This is a genomic window from Kitasatospora sp. NRRL B-11411, assembly GCF_000721345.1.
In the GTDB taxonomy this organism is placed as follows: Bacteria; Actinomycetota; Actinomycetes; order Streptomycetales; family Streptomycetaceae; genus Kitasatospora; species Kitasatospora cineracea.
Genome location: NZ_JOGH01000026.1, coordinates 1 through 18,916 on the forward strand (window position 1 = coordinate 1; position 18,916 = coordinate 18,916).

Annotated in this window: 14 protein-coding genes; 5 read left to right on the forward strand and 9 right to left on the reverse strand. The window is 74.3% G+C overall.

Going from position 1 to position 18,916, the window contains the following annotated elements:
- The coding region (locus tag IH44_RS0115070) for a 3-mercaptopyruvate sulfurtransferase (protein WP_030460052.1) at window positions 1–257 on the forward strand (257 nt) is incomplete at its 5' end.
- Window positions 258–312: 55 nt separating this feature from the next.
- Here IH44_RS0115070 and IH44_RS41050 read toward each other — a convergent pair.
- The 5 genes from IH44_RS41050 to IH44_RS0115095 all read right to left on the reverse strand — a co-directional run bounded on the left by IH44_RS41050 (window position 313) and on the right by IH44_RS0115095 (window position 7,710).
- Window positions 313–1,452 carry a hypothetical protein gene (locus IH44_RS41050; RefSeq protein ID WP_051816923.1) on the reverse strand — a complete coding sequence of 380 codons (1,140 nt, stop codon included), beginning with the start codon at window positions 1,450–1,452 and terminating at the stop codon, window positions 313–315.
- The gene (locus IH44_RS0115080; RefSeq protein ID WP_051816924.1) at window positions 1,449–3,386 is read right to left on the reverse strand and encodes a hypothetical protein; all 1,938 of its coding nucleotides are present in this window, start codon (window positions 3,384–3,386) and stop codon (window positions 1,449–1,451) included. Before IH44_RS0115080 ends, IH44_RS41050 begins: the two co-directional genes overlap by 4 nt.
- Entirely contained in the window at window positions 3,383–4,147 is a 765-nt protein-coding gene (locus IH44_RS0115085; protein ID WP_030460055.1) for a toll/interleukin-1 receptor domain-containing protein, read from the reverse strand. The genes IH44_RS0115080 and IH44_RS0115085 overlap by 4 nt, the downstream gene beginning before the upstream one ends.
- Before the next feature lie 54 nt (window positions 4,148–4,201).
- Entirely contained in the window at window positions 4,202–5,446 is a 1,245-nt protein-coding gene (locus IH44_RS0115090) for a helix-turn-helix domain-containing protein (protein WP_030460056.1), read from the reverse strand.
- A 152-nt stretch (window positions 5,447–5,598) separates the two neighbouring features.
- A complete protein-coding gene (locus tag IH44_RS0115095) occupies window positions 5,599–7,710 on the reverse strand; it encodes an MMPL family transporter (protein ID WP_030460057.1) in 2,112 nt (703 codons plus the stop codon).
- A 396-nt stretch (window positions 7,711–8,106) separates the two neighbouring features.
- On the opposite strand from IH44_RS0115095, the gene IH44_RS0115100 reads away from it, so the two are divergent.
- Window positions 8,107–8,661: a hypothetical protein gene (locus IH44_RS0115100; protein WP_030460058.1), complete on the forward strand. Its 555-nt coding sequence runs from the start codon at window positions 8,107–8,109 to the stop codon at window positions 8,659–8,661.
- Between the two features lie 7 nt (window positions 8,662–8,668).
- On the opposite strand, the gene coaE is transcribed toward IH44_RS0115100, so the two are convergent.
- Window positions 8,669–9,265 carry a dephospho-CoA kinase gene (coaE, locus tag IH44_RS0115105; RefSeq protein ID WP_030460059.1) on the reverse strand — a complete coding sequence of 199 codons (597 nt, stop codon included), beginning with the start codon at window positions 9,263–9,265 and terminating at the stop codon, window positions 8,669–8,671.
- A 208-nt stretch (window positions 9,266–9,473) separates the two neighbouring features.
- On the opposite strand from coaE, the gene IH44_RS0115110 reads away from it, so the two are divergent.
- Window positions 9,474–10,358 (forward strand): alkaline phosphatase family protein, encoded by an 885-nt coding sequence (locus tag IH44_RS0115110; RefSeq protein WP_030460060.1) that lies wholly within the window; start codon window positions 9,474–9,476, stop codon window positions 10,356–10,358.
- Between the two features lie 33 nt (window positions 10,359–10,391).
- Here IH44_RS0115110 and IH44_RS0115115 read toward each other — a convergent pair whose 3' ends face one another.
- From IH44_RS0115115 to rpsA, 3 genes are all read right to left on the reverse strand, one after another.
- The gene (locus IH44_RS0115115) at window positions 10,392–11,036 is read right to left on the reverse strand and encodes an MBL fold metallo-hydrolase (RefSeq protein WP_030460061.1); all 645 of its coding nucleotides are present in this window, start codon (window positions 11,034–11,036) and stop codon (window positions 10,392–10,394) included.
- Window positions 11,037–11,063: 27 nt separating this feature from the next.
- Window positions 11,064–13,181, reverse strand: coding sequence for an MMPL family transporter (locus IH44_RS49400; RefSeq protein ID WP_198544993.1), 2,118 nt, complete (start codon window positions 13,179–13,181; stop codon window positions 11,064–11,066).
- 341 nt (window positions 13,182–13,522) lie between these two features.
- Window positions 13,523–15,013 (reverse strand): 30S ribosomal protein S1, encoded by a 1,491-nt coding sequence (rpsA, locus tag IH44_RS0115125; RefSeq protein WP_030460063.1) that lies wholly within the window; start codon window positions 15,011–15,013, stop codon window positions 13,523–13,525.
- 430 nt (window positions 15,014–15,443) lie between these two features.
- On the opposite strand from rpsA, the gene IH44_RS0115130 reads away from it, so the two are divergent.
- Together IH44_RS0115130 and hrpB are read left to right on the forward strand one after the other, a co-directional pair.
- A complete protein-coding gene (locus tag IH44_RS0115130; protein ID WP_232794951.1) occupies window positions 15,444–16,367 on the forward strand; it encodes a class I SAM-dependent methyltransferase in 924 nt (307 codons plus the stop codon).
- Between the two features lie 5 nt (window positions 16,368–16,372).
- Window positions 16,373–18,910 (forward strand): ATP-dependent helicase HrpB, encoded by a 2,538-nt coding sequence (hrpB, locus tag IH44_RS0115135; protein ID WP_030460065.1) that lies wholly within the window; start codon window positions 16,373–16,375, stop codon window positions 18,908–18,910.
- The last annotated feature ends 6 nt before the right edge of the window (window positions 18,911–18,916 follow it).

Below are 18,916 nucleotides of genomic sequence, written 5' to 3' on the forward strand. Positions count from 1 at the left end.
CCACCAACCTCCCCTTCACCGACCTGCTCACCCCCGACGGCCGCCACTACCTCCCCCTCCCCGCCCTGCGCGCCCGCCTCACCGCCGCCACCGCCGGCCGCCCCCACCTCGTCACCACCTGCGGCTCCGGCGTCACCGCCTGCATCCTCGCCTTCGCCGCCCACCTCACCGGCCACCCCGCCCCCGCCGTCTACGACGGCTCCTGGTCCGACTGGGGCCGCCCGGAGACCGGACTCCCGGCGGCCACCGGCGAGTGAACGGAGCCTTGTCCGGTCCTGCACGTCGGTGGCGTGCGGGACCGGACAGGGACGGTCAGTCGTTCTGGAAGTCCTGCCACGGGGCTCCGGGCCGGGGCGGTTCCCGGTCGTACTGGTCGGACGTTCCACCGGTGCCGGCCAGGTCCTCCGGGTCCGGCCCGGCCGCTTCCCGGTCGGGCCGGGCCGCGTGCGTGGCGCGTCCGACCCGGTCGAGCCACACCAGGCCCTCCGCGCTGTCGGGAGAGAGGCCGAGGTCGTTCATCAGGTCGGCCATCTTCTCGGCGAAACCGTCGTCGCCGGTGCCGCTCGCCGCCTGCTTCTCCTGCGTCAGCAGGTCCGTCAGCTCGTCGTCCAACCCGGAGCCCCCGCAGGGGTCTCCCGGAGCACCGGGCCGTCGGCCGACATAGCACCGGAAGACCTCGGGCACATCGGAGTCGTTGGCCGCTGCGGACAGTTCCGCGAGCGGCCCGATGAGCTGCACCGCCTGTTCGATCTCGTCCTCGTGCCTGCTCAGCCACCACACCACCGCGGAACCCGGGCTCTTCAACACCTCACCGGCGAAGTAGTCCCGGCGGCCGCGCTCGTACTGGCGGTGCTGCTCCCAGGCTTCCTCCACCTTGCGGAGGACCGTCATCTTCTCGAGCCGCTCGGTGTCCTCACCGGTCAGGGTCACGGTGATCCCGGCGGCCATGGCCAGCACCAGGCCACCGCCGTCGTACGCGGGACTGCCGAGCAGTCCCGTGAGCCGCATCGCCAGCAGATCGGGCCGGCCGGGATCCTCGTTCGCGGAGACCTGCCGGGCCCGCACGAGGATCGCGTCCGCGGCGAGGCCGGCCAGGTTGGCGTGCGAGGTCAACGACAGCGGCTGGGTCGGCCGCCACAGAACGGTCGCGGAGAACCGGAAGTCGTAGTCCGGCCGGGAGCTCGGGAGCGGCAGGTTCTGCAGGGGCACTTCGCGGAACGGCGGTTCGGTCGGCGGCTCCGGCTCGGGCACCGGCCGCTGCACGGGCGGCACCTCCGATGCGGCCGCCCGGGGGATCCGGGCCATCATGAGCAGCCCCGTGCACGCCACCAGCACCGCGCTGCCGAAGACGCACAGCCAGATCGACCAGCCGAAGTGCCGACCGAGGAAGATCGGTGTCAGGCCGCTCAGCAGAACCGCGAAGAACAGCTGGGCCCGATGACGGGTGTTCACGAGACCTCCGAAGAATTCGTCGTTTCGTTGTCGTGGCGGCGCGGGCCGGTGCCCTGCGCCCGGTCGACGGCCTGCCGCAGCCGTTCGGCGACCGCCCGGCGACCGGCACCGGGGATTTCCGGGCCGGCCCGCTCCCATCCCAGGGCCACCAGGTAGAGCCGGGTGAGCAGGTCGTTCCGGTGCCGGGCCGCCCGGACCAGGACGTCCGGCGCTGCTTCCCAACCGCGTTCGGTCGCGGCCGCGGTGAGCCACTCGTACGCCACGCGGGCCCAACGGGCCGGCTCCGTACCTGACATGACGTTGCGCCAGACTGACTCGACTTCTTCCGAGGTCGGCTCGATCAGCAGGTGGCGCGGATCGAGCAGTCCGATCAGCAGGTCCTCGCCGCGGCGCGGCTCCGGTCCGGCACGGAGCGGGACCCGTTCGGACAGGTGCCGGAACAGCCGGCGGTCGCTGCGGGCCAGTTCGAGTGCCGCCTCGGCCGCTGCGGCCGATCCCTGCCGGCTCGCCAGGTGGTAGAGCCGGGTCAGTGCCATGGACGGATGGGTCGCGGCCAGCACGTGCCGGCACACATCGGTCAGTACCTGCTTGAGGTGCGGCGTCGGGTTGCCCGTCGTGGTCCAGGTGTAGATCTGATCCCGTACGCCCGCAGCGTGCTTCTCGTGGTCGAGCCCCTCGGCGAGCAGCAGCGCCGCCTCCGCCGGCATCGGCTTGCCGGGGGAGGTCCACCGTTCGACGAGGGTGTACAGGTCCTCCGGCCGGCCCATGGCCAGGGCCTGCTCCGCGAAGCGGACCACCAGATCGCGCTGCTCGGGACGGCCGAGCCCCGGTAGCCGGACGGCGTCGCCCATCCAGTCCCGCAGGCCGTCCCGCAGCCCGGGGAAGTAGGTCCAGAAGTGCGACCGTACTGCGCCGCTGTAGGCGAACTGTTTGAACTCGACCCGGCCGTCCGGGTCCCGCGCCATCTCCAACTCGTCGAGCTGGACCCGGAGGTCGGGGCCGTCCAGGGCCGACGCGCTGTCGCGGTCGCGTCCGAGGAGCCGGAGGAGGTCGCCGGTGCCGGCCACCGCAGCGTCGACCGGAGCGCCGTCGAACATCGCGCCCACGAGGAGCAGCGCGCGCTTGGAGCCGTCCTCCAGCGCGCCCACCTGCCGGGCGGCGGTGTCACCCCAGTCGGTGACCACGTGGAGTGCGGCGGTACACCAGTCCTCGAACCCACTGCCGTGCCTCCGGCTCTCCCGCACCTGACCGATCGTCCGGACCAGTCTGGCGATCTCCCGCATGGGGGCCGTTGCCAGCAGGAGGTCGAGATCCGGCCGCTTCAGGTCTTCCGAGGTGAACGGAATCCCGTCCAGCCGGAGGTAGCGGTGCAGCACGATGTCCGGTCGGGGCCGCCCGATCCGGACCACCTGCTGCTGGATCTCCGAGGGGAGCATCGGCTCGATCGGATCGGGGAGGATCACCACCAGCCGGGCACCGGCCTGCTCGGTCGCGGAGCGGTAGACCCCGAGTTTCTGCAGGGCCCGCTCCTGGTCCTGGTCCGCGATCGCCGACAGGTCGAGGAGCAGCCGGTCTCCGGCGGAGATCGCGGCTCGGTCGTCGTCCTTGACCGAGAGTTCCTCGAGTTGCCCTCCCTCGTCGGAGAGTTCGTGCAGGAGGAAGGTTCCGGCGGCTCTCCGGCCGGTGCCGACCGGTCCGGTCAGCAGGACCGTCGCCCCCGGCTTGGCGAGCCGCTCGGCGGCCCGGCCCAGGTTGCCCGGGGGAACGAAGCGCCGGCTCAGCCAGTGCCGGTGGTCCTCCGCGATCCGGAGCCGTTCGGCCCGTGACCCCAGGAACTCACCCGCGCCGTAGCCGTAGTGGATGTGCTGGTCGCCCGAGCCTGCGTGGACGGGGCCTCCGGGATCGGTGACCCAGGTGTGGCCGGGACCGCTCACCTGTCCTGACCGTCCTCGGGCCCGGCCGGCCGGCCCACCTGCTGCCGGAGTTCCCGGACCCGGCCGACGTACTGGATGTCCCCGTCGCCGTTGAACTGCGGGCCGTTGTGCTGAGCCCCGCTGCCGGTGTGGACCGGGCCCCGCGGGGCGGTGACCACCGTCCCGGACAGGTCGCGGCCCACCTGGCCCAGACCGTCCCGCGTCCGGATCCTGGTCCCGCTTTCACCCCTCCCCTTCTTCTCCTTCGTCTCCTTGTCCTTGGTGCCTCCCGCCAGCGGCGGCCTGGTGTCCACCTTGGCCAGCACCGGTACGAGCCGGGACAGGTCGTCCCCGATCCGGTCGAGGTCGGCGTGCGAATTGCGCATGCTGAGCCGGCGGTACTGGCAGTCGGCGAGGACGGACAGCTCCAGCGGCAGGAGGCTCCGGTCGATCCGCACGGAGTCGACCAGCACGGGGATGACCAGCGCCCCGGTCTCGAACGCCTCGATGATCTCCCGGCGCGTCCAGTCGTCCGGGTCCTCCACGGCCGGCCGGCCTCCGGGCGTCCTGGGGTCGAACCACCGGCGGCCGATCACCGCGAGCAGCACGTGGCTGCGCCGGACCGCGGTGATCAGTGCCTGCGGGAACCGGCTCCCGGCCGGAATCGACTTGCTCGCCCGGAACACCTGCTCGCTGCCGAACCTGGCGGACAGCTCGTGCTCCAGCAACGCGGCGACCTCGTCGCCGTCTCCCGTGCGGTAGTTGACGAAGACAGTGGACATGACGAAACAGCCCCTTCTACACGATGGATGGAAAACTCGACTTCTGACGATCGGTCAGCAGCTGTCGGCCAGAGCGCCGAGCAGTGCGGGCTGGAGTTCCCGGACGGCCCGGCTCGTCCGGAACCGCCTGAGCTCGCGGTCGAGTCGGCGCACATCGGCCGTGATGGTCGCGGACCTCACCTCACCCGCGATGCCGAGCAGGTCCTCGGCGACCGCGCACGACTGCTCGACCTCCCCCGCGGCGGCGTGGGCCAGCGCCTGCCGCAGGCCGTACCGGGCCCGGGTGCGCAAGGCGTGCGCCGGGATGCGCCGGCACTCGCGTGCGAGCAGTTCCGCCGCTTCCCGGGGGTGGCCCAGGTCGTACAGGCACCAGCCGCTGACCATCGCAGCCGGGTTGGCGAGGTTGCTCGTTCCGATGACCGGGCTCGACTCCTCTCCGTCGTCCCCGGCGGCGGACAGGAGGCCGTGGGCCTGTTCCAGGCTCCGCAAACACCGCAGGTGGTCTCCTGCCAGGGCGTACCCCTGGGCCTCCCGCTGCGCGGCCAGGCCCCTGATCCGGGGCGGGAGTTTGCGGTCCCCCGCCGCTGCGGCTGCCAGGTCGATGGTCCGGGCCGCGTCGTTGTCGTAGAACGTCACCAGCGCCCGGCGGACCAGCGCGTAGGAGGCGAGGTGCGGATCCCCGGCCTCCTCGGCGAGGCCCACCGCCTCTTCGGTGTGCGCCAGCGCGGCAGCGGGGTCACCGGCCTCCTGCGCCATCCAGCCGGTGAACTCGGCGAAGCGGGAAGCCAGCAGGAGGAGTTCGGACCGGGTGCGCCCCCGGGAGCACGCTGCGAGCCGCGCCGTGGTCCGGGCCTGCTCCGTCAGCATCGGCAGCAGGAAGGCCGGGTCGACGCACTGCCCGAGCCGACGGGCGTGGTCGTACCCCTGCCGCAGCAGAACCGGGACGCTGAATTCGGACGGGTCCGCGGTCCGGTGCTCCGCACCACGGTCCGTGCGATCGGTCGGTACCGACAGGGCCAGCAGCGAGAGGGCCCCGGCGGCGATCAGCTCGCGGCGCCCGCTGAGGCCCGGCCGATCGTTCCGGTCCTCCCGCTCGACCAGCGCGAGCAGGCGTCCGTCAGCCCGGAGAACTGCGTCGCATCGCCGGACGAGGTCTACCGATGCTGTCCGTTCGCCGCGTTCGACCCTGCTGAGGTAGCCCTTGGTGTACTTCAGCCGCGCGGCGAGGGTGTCGAGCGACAGTCCCCTCTCCTGCCGCAATCGCCGGAGTTCGGCGCCGAACGATAATGCCATGGACATGCCATAACCCCCTCCGAGAATATCCCCGCTCGCCATCGGACCGGGGAACCGGGACGCTCCGGGCGTCCCGAGGAAGGAGTCTGCCACGCGTTGGAATCGCCCCGTAGCGTTCTGTGAGGGTTGCCTGTCGCCAAAATCCGCCCACCGTACGGTCAGGGAACGGCTCTGTCCGTTCTGCCAGCCCGGGGGGCCTCCGCCGGCCCGGTCCGGTGTGGGTGGCCGGGCCACCACATGTGGTGGTCGAGGTCGGCGGTGAGGGCGGTGACCAGTACCGAGCGGACCACCAGGGTGTCCAGCAGGACGCCGAGGGCGACGGCGAAGCCGATCTCGGCGAAGCCCACCACCGGGAGGGTGCCGAGGACGGCGAAGGTCGCGGCCAGGATCAGCCCGGCGGAGGTGATCACGCCGCCGGTGGCGGCCAGGCCCGCGACCGCGCCCCGACGGGTGCCCAGGCGGGCGGACTCCTCGCGCACCCTGGTCATCAGGAAGATGTTGTAGTCGATGCCCAGCGCCACCAGGAAGACGAACACGAACAGCGGGAACGCCTGGTCCTGGCCCTCGAAGTGGAAGACGTGCGCGAAGAAGAACGCGCTGATGCCGAGCGCCGCGGCGTACGACAGCACCACGGTGGCGATCAGCACCAGCGGCGCGACCACCGCGCGCAGCAGCGCGGCCAGGATCAGCAGCACCACCGCCAGCACCAGCGGGATGACCACCCTGTTGTCGTGCGCGGCGGCCCGTCCGGCGTCCAGCACCACCGCGGTGGAGCCGCCGACCTCGGCATCGGCGTCCGGCACCGCGTGCACGGCCTCCCGGACCCGGTCGACGGTGGCCTTGGCGGCGGCGGAGTCCGGCGGGTCGGCCAGGACGGCCGGGAAGTACGCCTCGCCGCCGGCCGTCACCGGCGGCCCGATCCCGGCGATGCCGGGGGTGCTCGCGGCGGCCTGCCGGACGGCGTCCAGCGGGGCCGCGTCGCTGACCACCGACAGCGGGGCGCCCGTCCCGCCGGGGAAGTGCGCGGCCAGCACCTGCTGCCCGGTGACGGAGTCGGGCCGGCCGGTGAACGTCCCGGCGGCGCTCAGCCCGCCCGCGTTCAGCGAGACCAGCCCGGCCGTGCAGGCCGCCAGCGCCAGCGCGGTGCCCACCCACACCTTGCGCGGCCGGCCCGCGATCCAGCCGCCGATGTGCGCCCACCGGCCGGTGGCGGTCGGCTCGGGCGTGCCGTACCCGGGCCGCACCGGCCAGAACACCCAGCGCCCGCACGCCACCAGCAGCGCGGGCAGCAGGGTCAGCATCGCCAGCAGCGCCACCACCACGCCGATCGCGCAGACCGGGCCGAGGCCGCTGGTGGAGTTCATCTCGGCGACCATCAGGCACAGCATCGACGCGGCGACCGTCGCCGAACTCGCCAGCACCGCGGGGCCGGCCCGGTGCAGCGCCGCCGCCATCGCCTCGTGCCGGTCCCGGTGCCGGCGCAGCTCCTCCCGGTAGCGGGCGGTCAGCAGCAGCGCGTAGTCGGTGCCCGCGCCGAGCACCAGCACGATCAGGATGCCCGCGCTCTGCGCGTTGACGGTCAGCCCGGCGTGCGCCGCGAACAGGTACACCACGCCCTCGGCGACGGTGAGCGCCGCGCCCGCCGACAGCAGCGGCAGCAGCCACAGCACCGGGCTGCGGTAGGTGAGCAGCAGCAGGACGACGACCACCGTGACGGTGGCGTACAGCAGGGTGCCGTCGATGCCCTGGAACGCCTTCGACTGGTCGGCCCCGATCCCGGCCGGGCCGGTGACGTGGGTGGCCAGACCGGGCTGCGCGCCGGCCGCGGCGGTGGCGCGCAGGCTGTCGACGGCCGGGCCGAGGTTGTTCCAGCCGCTGTCGCCGGTGACCACCGGCACCACGGTCTGCAGCGCCCGGCCGTCCGCGGACTCGGTCGGGCCGACGATCGGCGCGGTGGCGTGCGGGGCCCCGGCGAACTCCCGGGCGTCGCGCGCCGCTTCGGCCCGGTCCTCGACGGTGATGCCGCTGTCGCGCTGGTACACCACCACCGCGTCCGCGGTCTGCACCGGCTGGAAGCGCAGTTGGGCGTCCAGCACCCGGGTGGACTCGGCGTTCGCGGGCAGCCAGCTGGACGCCTGGTTGTCCTCCGCGCCGTTGAGCTTCCCCGCCAGCGGCGCCGCCACCAGCAGCACCAGCAGCCAGAGGGCGAGCACCACCCACTTCCCGCGCCGCCCGCACGGCAGCGCGGCCGCTCTCCTGCCGGGGCTCATCACGACCGTCCCTCCGGCACCGGGCCCGTCCGGCCCCGCGCGCTCCTTCCACCATCGCGCCCCGCTCCGCGCCCCGCACCCGGCGGCGCGCCGGTCGGCGTTTGCGCCCAGGACCCGTGCGGGGACGAATCGTTCGGGGACCGACCCGCCCCCGGGGGGCAGGACTCCGCCGACCAGCACGAGGGGACTTCCTTGACCGCACCGACCCCGCCCGACGGAACGCCCCCGCACCCGGCCCTGCCGCCGCCGGTCCCCGCGCCGCCGCCTTCCACGGAAGCGCACCCCGCGCCGCCGCCTCCCGCGGAAGCGCACCCCGCAGAACCGCCTCCCGGGGAACCGCCTCCCGCGGAAGCGGCCCCGTCCGGCCGGTTCGACCTGCAGGGGTGGAGCGCCGTGGTGACCGCGCTGGTCGGCGTCGCCACCCTCGGGGCCGGCTTCGCGGGCGGCTACCTCAGCCAGTCCCGGCCCGCCCCCGGCAGCCGTCCGCAGCCGACCGTGACGGTCGCCGTGCCCGGCCCCACCGTCACGGTGACCGTCCCGGGGCCCACCGCACCGGCCGTCGACACCCTGCCCGGCGGAGCACCGACCGGCGGGGCGCCGACCGGCGGAGCACCGACCGGCGGAGCACCGACCGGCCCGCGGCCGAGCGCGGCCCCGGCCCTGCTGGCCTCGCCGGACTCCGGGCGCGGCGGGACGCGGACGGTGCTCTCCGGGCAGGGCTTCCCGCCCGGCGCGATGGTCCGGGTCTCCTTCGTGGTCAAGGGCGAGAACGACGTGGAGTACCTGCACCGGGACCTGCGGGACACCGCGTCCGACGCCGCGGGCGCCTTCTCGGTCGAGGTGGCCGTCCCGTCCGACCTGGACGGCTACGCCGACCGCAACACCTACCTGCGGGCCCGGGCCGGCACCGGCGCGGTGCTCGCCGAGACGGTGTTCGACCTGCTGCCCTGACCGCCGCTCAGCCCCGGCGCCGCTCCAGCTGCTGCCACAACTCGTCGACCCGGGCGGTCAGTTGCTCCAGGTCGCCGCTGTTGTCGAGCACCAGGTCGGCGACCGCGAGGCGGGCCTCCCGGGTGGCCTGGGCGGCCATCCGGGCCTTCGCCTCGTCCTCGGCCATGCCGCGCAGCGCGACCAGCCGGCGCAGCCGTTCCGCGTCGGGGACGTCGATCACCACGACCAGGTCGTACAGCGGGGCGAGGCCGTTCTCGGCGAGCAGCGGGACGTCGTGGACGACGATCGCGTCCGGCCCGGCGGCGGCCTCGAGTTCGGCGGAGCGGGCCCGCACCAGCGGGTGGACGACGGCGTTCAGCTTCGCCAGCCGGTCCGGGTCGGCGAAGACGATCCGGCCGAGCGCGGGGCGGTCCAGCGCGCCGTCGGGGAGCAGCACGCCGGGCCCGAACTCGGCGGCGACGGCGGCCAGTCCGGGCGTCCCGGGGGCGACCACCTCGCGGGCGATCACGTCCGAGTCGACGATCACCGCGCCGTGCGCGGCCAGTTGGCGGGAGACCTCGCTCTTGCCCGCGCCGATCCCGCCGGTCAGTCCGATCCTCAGCATGCCGCCAGGTTACCGGCCCGTACCGCCCTCGCCGCAGCGGCCCCGGCCGGGACGGACGGCGGGGACGAACGGCGGGCGAACATCGCGGGAACTCTCCGGCGGCCGCCCCTTGCGGCGCCTGGCCCGGGTTGTCCGGACAGGATTCCGGGCGCCGGACGGCCGTCTATGGTGCCGGAGACCCTCACCCGTCCCCCACAGGAGCACCCCCGTGTCCAGCCCCTGGCCCGCCGGGCCGCGCCGCGTCCTGGTCGTCGGCATCGACGGCGTCCGCCTCGACCTGCTGCCCGCCCTGCACACCCCGCACCTGGACGCGGTGGCCGCGGCCGGCTTCCTCGCCCCCGTCGAGGTGGACGACGCCACCCCGACCATGTCCGGCCCGTGCTGGGCGACCATCGCCACCGGCGTCGGCCCGGCCAAGCACGGCGTGTACGGCAACCACCTGGGCGGCCACCGCCTCGACGTGTTCCCGGACTTCACCACCCGGCTGGCGAAGGCGCACCGCCGCCGCACCTTCGCGGCCGGCGGCTGGGAGCCGCTGTTCCTGGCCCGCGACGGCGGCCCGCTGTTCGCCGCCCCCGGCCGGCTCGCGTACATCGCGCCGCTGGAGGACACCCCGGAGGCGTGGGAGGTGTGCGACGAGCGGGTCACCGCCGAGGCCGAGTACGTGCTGGGCCGCTCGGACGACGACCCGCAGGCGTCCTTCGTCTACCTGGGCGCGGTCGACGAGACCGCGCACTTCCGGGGCTGCGGCGCGGACTACCGGCGGGCGATCGAGACCGCCGACGCCCGGCTCGGCCGCCTGCTCGCCGCGCTGGAGGCCCGCCCCGGCCGCCCCCACGAGCAGTGGACGGTCATCGTGGTCACCGACCACGGCCACGTCGACGCGGGCGGCCACGGCGGCCGCACCGCCCTGGAGCGCACCGCCTGGATCGCCGCCCGCGGCCCCGGCATCACCCCGGGCGCCCCGGTGCTCGGCCCGCTGCACCACACCGACGTGGCCGCGCACGTGTACGCGGCGCTGGAGATCGTCCCGGACCCGCACTGGACGCTCGACGGGCGGCCGTTCACCAGCGCGCCGGTGCCCGTCTCCTGACGGAGCGTCGACTCCGGCCCCGCGCACGGCGGTTCAGGCGATGTCGAGCGACTCCCCGGCGGTCAGCGTCCGGTACTCCACGCCGCCGGTGCCGGGGCCCTGCGGGCCGAGCAGCCGCCCGTGGATGGCCTGCCCGGCCTCGCTGAGCGTCGCCTCGTGGATCGCCACCGCCTGCCGGGGCCGGGCGTCGCGCAGGTAGTCGACCAGCTCGCCGGCCCGCAGCCAGGGCGCGCCGAGCGGCAGCAGCAGGGTGTCGACGGTGTCCGGCGGGACGGTCAGCGCGTCGCCCGGGTGGAAGGCCCGGGCGCCGAGCAGGAAGCCGATGTTCGGGATCCGCGGGATGTCGGGGTGGATCTCGGCGTGCCACTCGCCGTGCACCGTCACCGGCAGCCCGTCCAGGTCGAACGCGTCGCCGTCGCCGACCACCGTCACCTTCGTGCCGATGCCCTCCAGCTGCCGGGCCACCGAGGAGTTGGTGTACACCCGCAGACCCGGGTTGGCCTCGACGGCGGCCCGGACCTGCCCCTCGGTGAAGTGGTCGGCGTGCTCGTGGGTGATCAGCAGGGCGTCCACGCCCGCCACCACCTCGGGCCCGCTGAACATGCCGGGGTCGATCAGCACCGCCCCCTCGGCGTGCTCGATCCGGACGCAGGCGTGGCCGTACTTCGTCAGTCGCATGCGGCCCAGCGTACGACCGGGTCGCGGCTAGGGGGCGCCCACCAGGCCGCGCGGCTTCACGTGCGGCTTCACCAGCCGGGGCGCGGGCAGCACCACGGGGCGCAGCGGCGGCAGTTCGACGTTCTCGTGCAGGCCGACGATCCGGTGCAGGCGGCGCAGCGGGGCGGGCGCCCACCAGTTGAGCCGGCCGAACAGCGTCATGGTGGCGGGCACCAGCAGGGTCCGCACCAGGGTGGCGTCCACCGCGACGGCCACCGCCAGCGCGATGCCCATCTGCTTGACCATCAGCATCTGCCCGGCCGCGAACCCGGCGAACACGATCACCATCAGCAACCCGGCCGAGGTGATGATCCGACCGCTGCGCTGCAGGCCCAGCTCCACCGACTTCGCACAGTCGTAGCCCTGGTCGTGCAGCTCCTTGATCCGCGACAGCAGGAACACCTCGTAGTCCATCGACAACCCGAACGCGAAGGCGAACACCAGCACCGGGATCACCGTCTCCAGGCCGCCGGTCGGCGTGAACCCCAGCAGCGAGCTGAAGTACCCGTGCTGGAACACCAGGGTCAGCGCGCCCAGCGACGCCCCCAGCGACAGCACGTTCATCAGCAGCGCCTTCACCGGCAGCACCACCGAGCCGGTCATCAGGAACAGCAGCACCAGCGTCCCCGCCGCGACCAGGCCCAGCGCCCACGGCCCGCGCGAGCCGATCTCGTGCTGGAAGTCCACCAGCGACGCCGCGTCGCCCGTCACGTACGTGTCCAGCCCGCCGCGCTCCGAACGCAGCTCGCCGACCACCCGCTTCGCCTCCGTGCCCTGCGGGTCGCCCTTCACCAGCACGTCCACGGTCTGCACCCGGTCCGAGACCGGCGACACCGCCCGCACCCCGGCCACCCCCGGCAGCTTCGCCACCACGGTGTCCGCGTACTGCTGCGCCTGCTGCGCCGTCCCCTCCACGACCACCTGCACCGCCGCCGGCACCTGGCCGGGGAAGCGCGCCTCGACCGTCTCCGCGACCTGCCGGGACGCGAAGCTCTTCGGCAGCACGTCGGCGCCCGAGTTGCGGAAGTGCGAGCCCAGGAACGGCGCCCCCGCCGCCAGCAGCAGCGCCACGCACGCCAGCATCACCGGCACCGCCCGGCGCTGCACCCGGCGCACCGTGCGGGAGAAGAACCCCTCGTCCGGGACCGGCGCGGACGGCGCCTTGATCCGCCGCCCCATGAAACCCAGCAGCGCCGGCACCAGCGTCAGCGCCGCCGCCACCGCGATCACCACCACGCTCACGCCCGCCACCGCGACCGCCCGGAACACCGGGCTGGTGAACACGAACAGCCCGCTCAGCGCGACCGCCACCGTCAGCCCGGAGAACGCCACCGTCCGGCCGGCCGTCGCCGCCGTCCGCTCCACCGCCTGCGCGATGTCCGCGCCGTGGCCGCGCTCCTCCCGGAACCGGTTCACCATCAGCAGCGCGTAGTCGATCGACAGGCCCAGGCCCAGCACCGTGGCGATCGGCAGCACCGAGGTGTCGATGTCCATCAGCTTGCTGAACCCGAACATCGCCAGCAGCGCCCCGCCCACCGAGGCGATCGCCCCGATCCCCGGCAGCCCCGCCGCGGCCAGCCCGCCGAACACCAGCACCATCACGACCAGGGTCAGCGGCAGCGTCACGATCTCGCCGAACCGGGTGTCCTTCGCGGTCTGGTCCTTCACCTCCTGCTGCAGCACCAGGTCGCCGCCGACCACGGTGCGCGCCCCGTCCGCGTCGATCGCCTCCAGCCGGTCGGTCACCGCCGCCAGCTGCTTCGGCGTCGACCCGTCCGCCATCCGCACGCTCACCAGCGACGCCTTGCCGTCGCTCGCGGTCAGCTGCCCGCCCGACGCGTACGTGTCCGCCACCGAGACCACGCCCGGCAGCTTCGCCACCTCCGCGCTCGCCCGCTCGACCGCCGCCTTCACCCCGGCCCCGTCGACGGCCGGCCCGTCCACCACCGCCGTCACCGTGCCCTGCACCGGATCCGCGGCCTGCACCACCGCCGTCCCCGCCGCCGACTCCGACCCGCCGCTCCCGGTCGCCGCCACCGACCCCTCGAACACCCGCCCGCCGAACACCACCCCCACCGCGAGCACCAGCGCCCAGAACGCCAACACCCAACGCCGGTGCCGGAAACACACTCGCCCCAGCGCGGCCAACCGGCCGGAAACCTGGGAAACCTGGACCTCTGCTGCGGTGGAGCGGGAGCTGCGCATGCGGGGAGCCTTTCGGACAAGTCCCCTCAATGTATGTGCGACTTCGCTTTCGTCCTATAGGCGGACGATGAGCCTCATCTCACAATTCCCTTCACATAAAAGCCACTTAAGCGCCACGCCCTGTCCATGCCCACTGCGCGCACGGGCGGGCGGGCAGCGAAAAGCAGCAACCCCCCGCCCAGGAAGACCCTGGAACGGGGGGTTGCTGTCAGTCAGCTAGGCAGCTGCCGAAGCGCGGGGCTTCAGCTCTGGCCGCCGGCCAGCTTCTCGCGGAGCGCGGCCAGGGCCTCGTCCGAGGCGAGCGCGCCGGAGCCCTCGTCGCTGCTGGAGGAGTACGAGCCGCCACCGGACACCGGGGCCTCCTCGCCGGCCTCGGCCGCAGCGGCGGCGTCGGCCTCGCGGGACTTGATGACCTGGGCCTGGTGCTGCTCGAAGCGGGCCTGGGCCTCGGCGTACTGCCGCTCCCACTCCTCGCGCTGCTTCTCGAAGCCGGGCAGCCAGTCGTTCGCCTCGGGGTCGAAGCCCTCCGGGTAGATGTAGTTGCCCTGGTCGTCGTAGGACGCGGCCATGCCGTACAGGGTCGGGTCGAACTCGACCGACGCCGGGTCGGCACCGAGGGACTCGTTGGCCTGCTTCAGCGAGAGGCTGATGCGGCGGCGCTCGAGGTCGATGTCGATGACCTTGACGAAGATCTCGTCGCCGACCTGGACGACCTGCTCCGGGATCTCGACGTGGCGCTCGGCCAGCTCGGAGATGTGGACCAGGCCCTCGATGCCCTCGTCCACGCGGACGAACGCACCGAACGGGACCAGCTTGGTGACCTTACCCGGGACGACCTGCGAGATCTGGTGGGTCCGGGCGAACTGCTGCCACGGGTCCTCCTGGGTCGCCTTCAGCGACAGGGAGACGCGCTCGCGGTCCATGTCCACGTCGAGAACCTCGACGGTGACCTCCTGGCCGACCTCGACGACCTCGTTCGGGTGGTCGATGTGCTTCCAGGACAGCTCGGAGACGTGCACCAGACCGTCGACGCCGCCGAGGTCGACGAACGCACCGAAGTTGACGATCGAGGAGACGACGCCGGAGCGCACCTGGCCCTTCTGCAGGGTGGTGAGGAAGGTCTGGCGGACCTCGCTCTGGGTCTGCTCCAGCCAGGCGCGGCGGGACAGGACCACGTTGTTGCGGTTCTTGTCCAGCTCGATGATCTTCGCCTCGAGCTCCTTGCCCACGTAGGGCTGGAGGTCGCGGACGCGGCGCATCTCGACCAGCGAGGCCGGGAGGAAGCCGCGGAGGCCGATGTCGAGGATGAGACCACCCTTGACGACCTCGATGACGGTACCGGTGACGATGCCGTCCTCTTCCTTGATCTTCTCGATCGTGCCCCAGGCGCGCTCGTACTGCGCACGCTTCTTGGACAGGATGAGGCGACCCTCCTTGTCCTCCTTCTGGAGAACCAGGGCCTCGATCTCGTCGCCGACCTTGACGACCTCGTGCGGGTCAACGTCGTGCTTGATCGAGAGCTCGCGGGAGGGGATGACACCCTCGGTCTTGTAACCGATGTCGAGGAGCACCTCGTCACGGTCGACCTTCACGATGATGCCCTCGACGATGTCGCCATCGTTGAAGTACTTGATGGTCTCGTCGATCGCGGCGAGGAACGCGTCCGCGTCGCCGATGTCGTTGACCGCGACCTGCGGGGTGGTGCTGACAGAGGTGTCGGTGGGGCTCGTCATTAGGAAAAGGGCTCCGGTACGGACATGAAGTCGTAGGTAATGCCACGCGGGGGCCCTGATCGCTCCCACCGAAAGCCGTACAGGCCAGAGAACGGCCCACCGGAAGAATCCCCATACGAGTGGAGGATCCCGGCGTCCGTCTGACGACCGTGGGGTCTTCGACAGATGCGAGCGCGACCTGCTCCGTCCGAGGCGCGCAGGCCCGCAGCGCAACTTGTAGCATACGGGGACACCCCGGCACGGTCAACGTCGAAGCCGACGAGACCGGTAGAGGCCGGGACGGATCAGGCCATATCCTCCAACGGCGCTTCTCGCACCGACCAGGAGCAGCGGCCCTACCCCGAATGCCACCGCCCGACCCGGTCCCCGTACAGGGCCGGCTCCGCGGCAGCGGCGCTTCCGCAAGCCCATAGCCTACGTGACGGATTCCATGACCCACTCCACCGCCCCCGGTCCCGACGAGCCCCGCGACGACGAGCCCGGCGGGTACGACCCGTCCGGGTACGACGTGCCCTCCGTCCCGCAGCCGGCGGACGGGGAGGAGGACGGCGACGAGGCGCTGCGGCGGGAGGCCGGGGAGCAGGAGTCGAGCCGGGCCAGCCGGCACTGGTGGGACCGGAACGCGGACGACTACCAGGACGAGCACGGGGAGTTCCTCGGCGACGACCGGTTCACCTGGTGCCCGGAGGGGGTGGACGAGGCCGAGGCGCGGCTGCTCGGCGACCCGGCCGAGCTCAAGGGCGCGGACGTGCTGGAGATCGGCTCGGGCGCCGCGCAGTGCTCGCGCTGGCTGGCCGCCCGGGGCGCGCGCCCGGTCGCGCTGGACATCTCCTACCGGCAGTTGCAGCACTCGCGCCGGATCGACCTCGGCCGCGGGCTGGAGCCCGTCGCCGTGGTGCAGGCGGACGCGGCGGTGCTGCCGTTCGCGGACGGCTCGTTCGACCACGCGTGCTCGGCGTACGGCGCGGTGCCGTTCAGCGCGGACACCGGGCGGCTGATGCGCGAGGTGCACCGGGTGCTGCGGCCGGGCGGGCGCTGGGTGTTCTCGGTGACGCACCCGATCCGCTGGGCGTTCCCGGACGAGCCGGGGGTGGAGGGGCTGACCGCCACCTCCTCGTACTTCGACCGCACCCCGTACGTCGAGCAGGACGAGCAGGGCGTCGCCACCTACGTCGAGCACCACCGGACGCTGGGCGACCGGGTGCGGGAGCTGGTCGCGGCCGGGTTCGTGCTGCTGGACCTGGTCGAGCCGGAGTGGCCGGAGGAGCTGGAGCAGGAGTGGGGCGGCTGGAGCCCGCTGCGCGGCGCGCACATCCCCGGCACGGCGATCTTCGTCGCCCGCCGGAACGGCTGACCGCGGTGCGGCCCGGGGGGCTCTCACTGCCGGTCGCCGCGGTGCTCCCCGAGCTGGCCGCCGCGCTGGACGGCAGCGGCGCGGCGGTGCTGTCCGCGCCGCCCGGCACCGGCAAGACCACCCTGGTGCCGCTGGCCCTGGCCGGGCTGCTCGGCGGCCCGCCGCGCCGGGTACTGGTCGCCGAGCCGCGCCGGCTCGCGGTGCGGGCGGCGGCCCGGCGGATGGCCTGGCTGCTGGAGGAGCCGGTCGGCACCTCGGTCGGGTTCACGGTCCGCGGCGAGCGGAAGGTCGGGCCCGGCACCCGGGTCGAGGTGGTCACCACCGGCGTCCTGCTGCAGCGCCTGCAGCGCGACCCCGAACTGCCGGGCGTGGACGCGGTGGTGCTCGACGAGTGCCACGAGCGGCACCTGGACGCCGACACCGCACTCGCCTTCCTGCTGGACGTCCGGGCCGCGCTCCGTCCCGAACTGCGGCTGCTGCTGGCCTCGGCGACCGCCGACACCGCGGCCTGGGCCGAACTGCTGGGCGGCGCACCGGTGGTGGCCGCCGCGGGCGTCTCGCACCCGGTGGAGACGGTGTGGGCGCCGCCGCCGTCGGCCGTCCGCCCGCCGCACGGCACGAGGGGCGACCCGGCGCTGCTCGCGCACGTCGCGGCGACGGTCCGCCGGGCGCTGGCCGAACGGGACGGCGACGTGCTGTGCTTCCTGCCCGGCGTGGGCGAGATCGCCCGGGTGGCCGGGCAGCTGTCCCCGGACGGGGTCGAGGTGCTGCACCTGCACGGGCAGGCGCCGCAGGCCGTGCAGGACGCGGCGCTGGCCGCCGGGGAGCGGCGGCGGGTGGTGCTGGCCACCTCGGTCGCCGAGTCCTCGCTGACCGTGCCGGGCGTGCGGGTGGTGGTCGACTCCGGGCTGACCAGGGAACCGCGCACCGACCACGCCCGCGGCCTGTCCGCCCTGGTCACCGTCCGCACCTCGCTGGCCGCCGCCCGGCAGCGCGCCGGCCGCGCCGGGCGCGAGGCCCCCGGCACCGTCTACCGGTGCTGGGCCGAGGCCGAGGACGCCCGCGCCGCCCGCTTCCCCACCCCCGAGATCGCGCTCGCCGACCTCACCTCCTTCGCCCTGCAGGCCGCCTGCTGGGGCGACCCCGACGCCGCCGGCCTCACCCTGCCCGACCCGCCGCCGGCCGGGGCGATGGCCGCAGCCCGCGAGGTGCTGCGCGCCCTGGCCGCCGTCGACGGGGCGGGCCGCCCCACCGACCGCGGCCGCGCCATCGCCCGCACCGGCCTGCACCCCCGGCTGGCCCGCGCGCTGCTCGACGGCGCCCCCGCGGTCGGGCCGCGCCGCGCCGCCGAACTCGTCGCGCTGCTCTCCGAGGAGCCGCCGCGCGCCCTCGGCGACGACCTGGCCGAGATCCACCGCACCGTCCGCCGGGCCGCCGGCGACCCGTACGCCCGGCGCTGGAAGGACGAGGCCCGCCGCCTCGAACGCGCGCTGCCCGCCGGGTCCGACGGGGAGTCCGGCGGCGGGGCAGGCGGCGGGTCCGGGCCGTCCGACGCCGTCGCGGCCGGGCTGGTGGTCGGGCTGGCGTACCCGGAGCGGGTGGCGCGGGCCCGGGACGGCGGGGACGGCGCGTACCTGATGGCCTCCGGGACGGCCGCCCAACTGCCGGCCGGGACGCGGTTGCCGGCCGGCGGATGGCTGGCCGTCGCGGTCGCCGACCGGCCCGCCGGGTCGCCGTCCGCGCGGGTGCTGCGGGCGGTCGCGGTGGACGAGGCGACCGCCCGGCGGGCGGCCGGGCCGCTGCTGACCGCCCGCGAGGAGGTGCACTGGTCGGCCCGGCAGCGCGAGGTGACCTCCCGCCGGGTGGAGGCGCTGGGGGCGATCGAACTGGCCGCCGCCCCGCTCGCCGCCCCCGACCCGGCGCTGCTGCGGGCCGCGCTGCTGGACGGGCTCGAACGGGAGGGCGTCTCGGCGCTGCTGACCTGGCCGCCCGCCGCGAGCGGGCTGCGCGAACGGCTCGCCTTCCTGCACCGGACGGTCGGCGACCCGTGGCCGGACGTCGACGACGCCGCGCTGCTGGCCGCCGCCGACCGGTGGCTGGAGCCCGAACTCTCCCGGGCCCGCCGCCGCGCCGACCTCGAACGGATCGACACCGCCGCCGCCCTGCCACGCCTGCTGCCCTGGGCGAGCGGCCAGGCCGGACGGCTGGACGAGCTCGCCCCGGAGCGGATCACCGTCCCCAGCGGCAGCCGGATCCGGGTCGACTACGCGAGCGACCCCGAGCGGCCCGTCCTCGCCGTCAAGCTCCAGGAGCTGTTCGGCTGGTCCGCCGCCCCGGCCCTGGCCGGCGGCCGCGTCCCGCTCACCGTCCACCTGCTCTCCCCCGCCGGCCGCCCGGCCGCCGTCACCGGCGACCTGGCCGCCTTCTGGCGCACCGGCTACCCCGCGGTCCGCGCCGACCTCCGCGGCCGCTACCCCCGCCACCCCTGGCCCGAGGACCCCACCACGGCGGAGGCCACCCGCCGGGCCAACCCGCGCAAGTGATGGGCC